At 40.4% G+C, this 8,248-nt stretch carries 9 protein-coding genes and 2 pseudogenes; all 11 read right to left on the reverse strand.

Annotated elements, in window-relative coordinates; all coding sequences use genetic code 11:
* Window positions 1-385: hypothetical protein (locus tag H6G86_RS37160; RefSeq protein ID WP_190938571.1), on the reverse strand; the 385-nt coding region annotated here is incomplete at its 3' end.
* Between the two features lie 216 nt (window positions 386-601).
* A pseudogene (locus H6G86_RS37165) lies at window positions 602-1,366 on the reverse strand (IS630 family transposase); the annotation flags it as partial.
* Between the two features lie 118 nt (window positions 1,367-1,484).
* Entirely contained in the window at window positions 1,485-1,640 is a 156-nt protein-coding gene (locus H6G86_RS37170) for a hypothetical protein (RefSeq protein WP_190938573.1), read from the reverse strand.
* 104 nt (window positions 1,641-1,744) lie between these two features.
* Entirely contained in the window at window positions 1,745-2,623 is an 879-nt protein-coding gene (locus H6G86_RS37175; RefSeq protein WP_190938574.1) for a DUF8832 domain-containing protein, read from the reverse strand.
* Window positions 2,624-2,653: 30 nt separating this feature from the next.
* Complete coding sequence (locus H6G86_RS37180) at window positions 2,654-2,860, reverse strand: hypothetical protein (RefSeq protein WP_190938575.1); 207 nt, start codon at window positions 2,858-2,860, stop codon at window positions 2,654-2,656.
* Between the two features lie 106 nt (window positions 2,861-2,966).
* Window positions 2,967-3,160, reverse strand: a pseudogene (locus tag H6G86_RS37185) (heavy-metal-associated domain-containing protein).
* 240 nt (window positions 3,161-3,400) lie between these two features.
* Window positions 3,401-3,814: a heavy metal-responsive transcriptional regulator gene (locus tag H6G86_RS37190; RefSeq protein WP_190938576.1), complete on the reverse strand. Its 414-nt coding sequence runs from the start codon at window positions 3,812-3,814 to the stop codon at window positions 3,401-3,403.
* Window positions 3,815-3,923: 109 nt separating this feature from the next.
* Entirely contained in the window at window positions 3,924-4,829 is a 906-nt protein-coding gene (locus H6G86_RS37195; protein WP_190938577.1) for a cupredoxin domain-containing protein, read from the reverse strand.
* Between the two features lie 11 nt (window positions 4,830-4,840).
* Entirely contained in the window at window positions 4,841-7,102 is a 2,262-nt protein-coding gene (locus tag H6G86_RS37200) for a heavy metal translocating P-type ATPase (RefSeq protein ID WP_190938578.1), read from the reverse strand.
* Window positions 7,103-7,157: 55 nt separating this feature from the next.
* Window positions 7,158-7,352 carry a heavy-metal-associated domain-containing protein gene (locus H6G86_RS37205; protein WP_190938579.1) on the reverse strand — a complete coding sequence of 65 codons (195 nt, stop codon included), beginning with the start codon at window positions 7,350-7,352 and terminating at the stop codon, window positions 7,158-7,160.
* 485 nt (window positions 7,353-7,837) lie between these two features.
* Window positions 7,838-8,023: a hypothetical protein gene (locus tag H6G86_RS37210; RefSeq protein ID WP_190938580.1), complete on the reverse strand. Its 186-nt coding sequence runs from the start codon at window positions 8,021-8,023 to the stop codon at window positions 7,838-7,840.
* Between the last annotated feature and the right edge of the window lie 225 nt (window positions 8,024-8,248).

Genomic DNA, 8,248 nt, shown 5'->3' on the forward strand with positions numbered 1-8,248 from the left:
GGAATAACTGAGATTCCGAGACAAATTGACGATTCAAGGTCAGCAAATCCATATTCCTTAGCCTTGCTAATTCCATAAGAGCTTCCAGACGTTCTACCCTCCACTGTTCTAGCTGATCCTCATACTGGATCAATTCTTCATGTTCCATATCGGTGAGTTCCCCCCACTCACCGCGTTTGCGTAACTCTTCTAATCGTTTCTGCTCATTAGGAGTCAGGCGACGTTGGATGACTTCAACCAGGGCTAACTCAATCGGATTGGATGCAGCAAACTTAGAGGGTTCAGACAGAAACTCTAATAATTGAACTACCGCAGTTAACCGCTCTTCTGACAACTGCTCAATCAGTTCGATCGCTCTTCTACGAATATCGGTTGCTGGAGTCATGGAAGATCATGCTTACCTATGTCTAATCAAATTGTACTAAGACTGGACGGTTTTTTCGATTTACAGCAGTTTGTGATCAAAAGTACTACAGAAAGAGTTATCTAAATAGGTTCAAAAAATAGACCGCAATGATTAAACCAATTTAGAGCATTATCGTCAGTAATGGCATTAACAGCCATAGTTATTGCAACATCTAGAGTATCGAATGTTCGAGTTTTAGCGCCAAAGTTGAATTTCTTTTAGCTTTGACCAACATAACTCAATTGGCGATAAATCAGGTGAGTATGGAGACAAAAACTTAACCTTTGAGCCAACAGATTCTATTAACGCTTTTGCAGTTGCAGCATAATGCACGGGTAAATTATCCATAACTATAATTGCTCCAATCCATAACTGAGGTAGTAATATTTGCTCAATAAAAACTAAAAAGCTAGCAGTGTTCAGACTACCTAGAAAAGTCATAGTGGCAATTAATCCTTGATCACTCATAGCTCCAATTACGGTGATGTTTTTGCCTTTATTACCTGGTCGCTCATCATAGATTCTTCCCCCGTCAATACTCCTAGTATAACGTCTTGTCATAGCCAGATTTACACCTGTTTCATCAATAAATATCAGGTTTTTGACATCTATAGTATCTAGAGTATCTAGCCAACGTCGAAATTCATAGCGCAATTTTTGTACTCTTTCTGTAGTTTGCTCAGTCGATACTAAAGTTTTTTTCCGATTCAATTTTAAGCGTTTAAGAGTGCGGGATAAACTAGATATACTTACGTCTATTTCTGTGCGCTCTTTTATGACTTCTTGAATTTCTCGCAAATATATATCGTTTTGCTTTGTCACGATTACCTTTAACAATTCTTGCTCAACACTATTAAGCTTCGAGCGGCGGTCTCCTCCTTGGGATTTGGCAGCAATCTCTCCCGTCTCTCGATACCGACGTAAAAAGTCACGGATGAACGACAAACTGACTTTAAATCGTTTTGCTAATTCCCTTTAACTACCTCCTTTGTTTTGCCACGCACTTAATATCTTTTGTCGTAAGTCAATTGAATATGCTACCATCTTTAAATACTAGTCTTTACATTTTTACAGTTTACTATCTTTGTGGCAGGGTTGATATCAAATTGCTGCTATACCCGCGTACTGCCTTGGCTTGCCACATAAAACCAAAGAAAAACCTGTGTTTCGACTCGGTGAGTTGGTCAAGTTTTGGTTTCATGGCAATGCCACCAATTCTGATTATCCAGGGCATTTTTAAGCTATGTAGGTAATAGCTAAAGCTCTATTCCTTCATCAATCCAAGCATCAATTGCTGTTTTTACTTCTAATTCAGTCACGGCCGCAACTTGGGATAAATTAAACAGCATCTACCCAAAAATCAGCTGTGACGATTTTGCCATTGCGATTAAACTGACCCCAGAGCTTATACTTTCCTGCTTGAGGAAAGCTAGTTATAAAATGAACCTGTCCAGCAGGGGTATCTTTTAGCGCGTGAGCATGAATGTAATCTGCTGCTGTTAATGAGGTTGACTGTCGCAGAATAACTAAATGTCCTTTTTCTCGTAAATATGGCTGCAAGTCTGTAAGCGGTTGATTGTTAGAAGCATCTTGTAATTTAAACATTAAAGTGACTTCTTTACCCGCTTTCACAGTAGGTTCATAAACAGCAAGATTAACTTTAATATCATTGAACGTTTTACTGCGATTTAGGTTAATTCCTGGGGTAGCAATACTGTTCCCAGGAACTTGTGTTTTCAATACTGAGACTTGTTCTGTTTGACCAGCAGGTTTGTAGTCACTAAAAAATGTGTAATTGCCTGCTTGCGGAAAACGGGCTGCAACTTCAAACTGCCCATTTTCTTTATATGTGGGATGAAGATGACTGAAAAACTGAAGATTATCACTGACAAGAATGAGGTGCATGAGATTTTCTTGGAAAGTGTCAAACTTTGCTATTTTTTTTCCATCCGAATCTTGAACATCAATCAATATCGGAATACTTTTATTGGGGGTAATGATGCTTGGAACTTTGAGCTTTGCTAGAGTAAATGCTTTCTTCCCATTACCTGTACTACTTATTGAAGGTTCTCTGTGATTAATCTCGCCCATAGAATGCTCCTCATGTTGATGTGTCCCAGCAGATATTGGTTTCCCTTCGTCTTTAAGTAATAAGGAGCAGCTTTGAACCAGTATCAAAGTAGTAGTTATGGCAATTGCATTCAGAAATCGATTCATTGATTTTGCTCCATTTTTTAATGATTGAAGTTATTCAAAAGTCTCACTTCGTCTGGGAGTTAATATGGCAAGCATTAGAAACACAACTTTTAGTTGCCAAGGTACTAATATTAAACTGACAATTAGACAAGCAACTGTAGATAAACTTGTTAATTCTGCAATGTCGTCAGTAGAATTTTTAAACAGGTAACTAACTGCTAAACCAATTGTCAGTGGAATCAGAAAAAGTAAACTCATATAAGTCACATCTCTTCTAAAAGCAGAAGAACTTTTCTGAAAGGAATATTTGACTATTAGCAGTTCATCCAATGCTAACTACTGATAGTAGAATAAACTCAAAAACCTAAACAGATGGATAGCCTATAGCAGCTATTACTTCTTTAATCTTAGTCTCAGGTGCTTGAGTTTCGACCTGACAAGTTTTGTTTTTGGATCAGCTTGCACTGTAGCTGTAGAATCAATTAATTGAATTGCTTTCATGATGGTGTTCACGCAAGCAGAACAAGCGAGTTTGGGAACTGTTAGTTGCAGCGTCATAGTGTTAAATTCCTTACTGAAGATAACTAATTTTCTGAAAATCGTTGAATAGATATACGATTAATCTATTCGACTAAAAATAGTTTAATTTCTCCAGCTTACGGGAGAGTCAAGAGCTAAAATTGAAAAAACAATTAAATTATTTACATCAATATAAAATCAGCATATCAACTTAGCTTAATGCATTGATATGCTGATAAAAAATCAAATTAAATCAACTCAAATTAACAGCTTGATTGTTTAATTTCTTTCAATAATAGGACAAATCGTTTGTTCATGATTTTCAGGTATTGTTTCCCAACCAGAAACTAATTTTGATAATTCTTGTCTCAAAATAAGTAATTGATGAATTTGTTCATCAATAGCTTTAATCTTATCTTCTAGTTTAATTTTTATATGCTCACAAGGTAATTCCCCTTCATCATGAACATTTAAAAATTCCTTAATCTCTGACAAGCTTAATCCTAAGCTTTGAGCGCGTTTAATAAAGTGCAGCCGCTCCAAAACATCAGAGTTAAATAATCTAAACCCACCCTCGGTTCTCCCTAATGACCTGAGTAAACCTAGCTCCTCATAGTAGCGAATAGTTTTAATTGGTACACCGCTAGACTTGGCAACATTACCAATGAGTTTTGGCGCTTCTTGAACTAACATACTTAGCTGCTCTCATGCCATATAAATGTATTTACCTTATCTTAAACTCTCCAGTTAACTGGAGAGTCAAGTGAGAACAGGATCATCTTGCTAATTATTTGCTACTAGATTATGTGGCAGGCTTTACTTCCACAACACCACGATACATTTTCATACCGCAGGTGAACTGATATTCACCAGGATACTTAGGAGTAAATTCCACTGAAGTGGTTTGGTTAGGAGCAAGGTCAACGGCTAAGTCAAAGTCCGGTATTAGCAATTTATCAAAACACTTGCTCAAATTGTGACGTTGGAAGTCCAATTTTACTGGTTGTCCCGCTTCTACAATTACTCGTTCCGGTTTGTAACCCTTTTCAACCGTAACAGTCGCTTCTTGAGTACCTTCTGGTGTTTTCACTGCTTTTGTTGCTGACTCTGTAGGCAAAGAAAGCTCTGGTTGGATCTGGTGAGTAGTTTGAGAATTAATTGCTGGGGTTGCTTTTGCAGTCAAGTCAGGAGGTTGAACTTCTATGACTCCTCGGAACATATTCATACCGCAGTTGAAAGTATAAGTACCTGGTTTGTCAGATGTGAACTCAATGGATGTGACTTCGTTGAGTGGTAGGTTTTTGGCTATATGGAAATCAGGTAGGCGTATTTCTTCAAGACAACTACTAGGGTCACGGCGTAGGAAATTCAAGCGGACTCTTTGACCTGCATTGACTAGAATTCGACTAGGTTCGTAGCCTCCATCTACAGTAATATCAATTTCTTGAATACCATCATGGGCTTCGGCTTTTTGCGACTTTGGTTTACTCAAGAGAAACCACCAAATTTCTAATCCGATTAACCCCAAGCCGACTGCTGTAACTGTACCTTTTACCGAGAGTGGTTGCTCAATGCGGCGGAACTGAGTTGTCTGCAACCGCTCGGTAGTTGGCATTTCATGATTCATCTGTGCAACTACTTTACTTGAGGCAACACTGAATGCCAATGCCAAGCTTGCTATACTGCCAAGAATTATTTTACTCAACATTTGCTACCTCCTTATGCTACTGGTTTAGCTTGAAATTTACGCAGACGTAGGGCATTCGTAACCACTGAAACCGAACTAAATGCCATTGCTGCACCTGCAATGATGGGGTTAAGCAACCAACCGAAGATGGGGAAGAGAATACCCGCAGCAATCGGAATGCCAGCAACGTTGTAGATGAAGGCGAAGAATAGGTTTTGTCGAATGTTGCGAATTGTGGCACGGCTGAGTTGAATTGCAGTGACAATGCTTCGTAAGTCACCGGATATGAGCGTGATGTCACTAGCGGCGATCGCTACATCTGTACCTGTGCCAATTGCCATCCCTACATCGGCTTGAGCTAGTGCTGGTGCATCATTAATACCATCACCAACCATTGCTACAATCTTTGCTTCTGATTGTAGTTTCTGCACTGTAGCAGCTTTTTGGTCGGGGCGGACTTCTGCCAAGACACGCTTGATACCAACTTCACGGGCAATGGTTTCTGCGGTGCGCCGATTATCTCCTGTGAGCATTACCACCTCTAAACCCAGTTTTTGCAAAGCACGAATTGCCTGTATTGAAGTAGGTTTGATGGCATCAGAAATCCCCATTAATCCCTGAATTTGTCCGTCAACTGCAATCCAAATCGCAGTTTTGCCTAGATATTCCAAACGCTCTTTATCGTGTTGTAAGGCTTGGGTGTCAATGCCTAATTCTGACATCCAGCGTTGCGTTCCAATTTGCACAAGATGACCAGACACTATACCTTGTACACCACTGCCTGTAATTGCTTCAAACTCTCTGACATCTGCTAACGCCACTTCTTGAGATTGGGCGTATCTCACAACCGCTTCTGCCAATGGATGTTCGGAATTGCGTTCCACAGATGCCGTAAGTTGCACCAACCTCATCTCATTACCATTAGCAGTTCCATTGACGGTGACAAAATCGGTGATTGTTGGTTTACCTTGAGTGATGGTTCCAGTTTTATCTAGTACTATTGTTTGGATTTTGTGCGCCAGTTCTAAGCTTTCGGCACCTTTAATCAAAATGCCATTTTCTGCACCTTTACCCGTTCCTACCATTACAGAAGTTGGTGTGGCTAAACCCAACGCACAAGGACAGGCGATAATTAGTACCCCAACAGTGGTGATTAGCGCCAAAGTCACGTTGCCTGTAAAATTAAACCAAATGATGAAAGTGAGCAGTGCGATCGCAATTACCGCAGGTACAAACCATCCAGTTACTTGGTCTGCTAATCTTTGAATTGGGGCTTTGGAACCCTGTGCCTGCTGTACTAATTGGACAATCTGCGCTAGTACAGTATCACTTCCGACGCGTGTCGCTCGAAACTTGAAACTCCCAGTTTTGTTAATGGTAGCTCCAATCACTTCATCGCCTGGTTGCTTTTTGACAGGCACGCTTTCCCCTGTCACCATCCCTTCATCGATTGTAGATGCTCCCTCAATTACTTCCCCGTCAACAGGAATTTTCTCGCCAGGACGAACCAATATCACATCTCCAATCTGCACTTCTTCAATTGGGACATCTACTTCTCGTCCATTGCGAATCATACGTGCCGTTTTAGCTTGTAAACCAATCAGCTTGCGGATAGCTTCTGAAGTTTGTCCTCTAGCACGATTCTCAAACAGCCTTCCCAGCAAAATCAAGGTAATTACAATAGCGGCAGTTTCATAATACACATCTGGAGATAACCCTTGATTAATGAAAAAGCTGGGGAATAAAGTTGGAAATAGCGAATAAAAATACGCTGCACTTGTACCCAAAGCGATTAGGGTATCCATTGTGGCAGCATGACGTTTTAAAGCTTTCCAACCATTGATATAGAAGGAGTAACCACACCAGAACTGTACTGGGGTAGTAAGTATCAACTGCACCCAAGGATTATGCAACCATGCTGGGATAAAGGGTAAGTGCAATCCTGTCATCATTGGCAGTGACCCAATGAGCAATACAATGCTAATGATGCTCCCTACCGTCACTTTTCGCATTAAATCGCGGGATTCTCTTAAGCGATGTCTTCTTTCAGCATCATCTTCTCCCGTCATCAGGTTTTGTTCTTGGAGTGGGTAGGCAGAGTAACCGGCTGCATCTACCGCCTCTTGAATGGCTTCTAAATCAGTTCTTCTAGGGTCATATTCAACTGTTGCCTGTTCTGCTCCAAAATTCACGATACATTCATCGACACCGGGGACAGAATTAATCGCGCCTTCAATGCTGCTGGCACAGGAGGCACAACTCATGCCGCGCAGTTTAAGTGTGACTGTTTCCATTTTTCTGGCTCCTTAACACTCTGTTGTTTTGACGACAAGATGGAAAAGTTCAATGTCATGCGACCGAATAGCCAGCAGATGTAATTGCTTCTTGTACTGCTGCTTCGGTTGTCTGAGTTTCGATCCTGACTAGCTTAGTTTTCGGATCGGCCTCAACCTTAGCCGTGGGGTCAACTGCTTGGATGGCTTTCGTAATCGTTTCTCCACAAGCAGAACAAGCCATGTTAGGAACTTTTAGTTGGAGTATCATCTTTACTTTACTTTCCTTTTATGAACTAATTCCATTGTGAAATCTCCATTTCACTGGAGAGTCAAGAGGGGGAAGAAAATTTTTTTAGCCTCTAATTAGAAACTTGGAATGGCTTCAGCCATATTAAAAATAAAGCTGCACTATATAAGGATTAGACGCAATAAACCAAGCCCAATACAACACCCTTAACCTCAAGGGAACAATCGCAGGCTGTAGAGAGGTGGTTGTAACAAGGGCACAGGAGAGACGATCGCTTACGTTGGCACACTTTCACAAAAATACTATACTGAGTTATTCACATCAATAGAGTATATAAATTTACTATAATCATCTTTTACCAGCATTAAGTTTATACTTAGGCAACTATTTATACCGTTGTACAAGTACTGCAAATCTTGCCTACAGCGATCGCATGAAGCACTGCATGAGGTCAATCACTCCTTAATCTACTCTCATCACTGTCGCTATCTCCTAATACGTCTTAATTAACCTGGCAGATAGTGCTGTTGACTGCTACTAACTTGGCGATTAAGAGAGACAGAATCAGCCGCAGATATACCAGAGAAATATCCGTCTTTTGAACCACACGATGGTAACGCCATTTGTTTAACTTTCACATTATTTAGATATGCTTCTAACTCAGATTCTAGTTTTTCGTAGAGCGCTTGCACGATAATCGCCGGTACTGCAACCGATTCAGTAGTTCCAGCAATCCCTTGATCTTTCTGTTGATCACGATTCTCAAGAATCCTACTTACAAGTCTATTAGCAGCACCTAACTTAAAAGCATTTCTAAGAGGATGTTTTAAAAGTCGAAGCGAGTTAAAAATTATGCCAGTCGCCTGACCATAATCCGGATCATCGCAATGTAAATAAAAGTCTCAGAGGTTTCTGGT

It is taken from the genome of Nostoc sp. FACHB-133, assembly GCF_014698055.1.
Taxonomy (GTDB): domain Bacteria; phylum Cyanobacteriota; class Cyanobacteriia; order Cyanobacteriales; family Nostocaceae; genus Nostoc.